This window comes from Pollutimonas rozaliensis (assembly GCF_048751585.1).
Taxonomy (GTDB): domain Bacteria; phylum Pseudomonadota; class Gammaproteobacteria; order Burkholderiales; family Burkholderiaceae_B.
This window is the reverse complement of the sequence record NZ_JAZHOB010000066.1, coordinates 1-279: the sequence shown is the minus strand read 5'-3', so window position 1 is coordinate 279 and position 279 is coordinate 1. Positions and strand designations below refer to the sequence as shown.

General features: G+C 47.7%; 1 pseudogene. It reads right to left on the bottom strand.

Annotated elements, in window-relative coordinates:
• Positions 1-170, bottom strand: a pseudogene (locus V0R37_RS21985) (amino acid kinase family protein); the annotation flags it as partial.
• Positions 171-279 lie beyond the last annotated feature (109 nt).

Sequence of the window (279 nt, the reverse complement as noted above, 5' to 3'; positions counted from 1 at the left end):
AGTACATCGTTGTAACCCAGCTTATCATACAGTTGCGCATCTGGATTGGCTACAGGGTCAGCACTGTAGACGCCGTCTACTTTTGTCGCTTTGAGAACCACGTCAGCTTCAATTTCGATACCACGTAAACAAGCGGCAGAATCGGTTGTGAAAAACGGGTTACCCGTACCACACGGCGTAATGCGCCAGGCTTGTTCATATTAAAGACACGGATTGGCATGTTGTGATCGCGAGCCAGAGTAAAGGCCGCCAAATCCATCACTTTAAGTTCTTTATCCA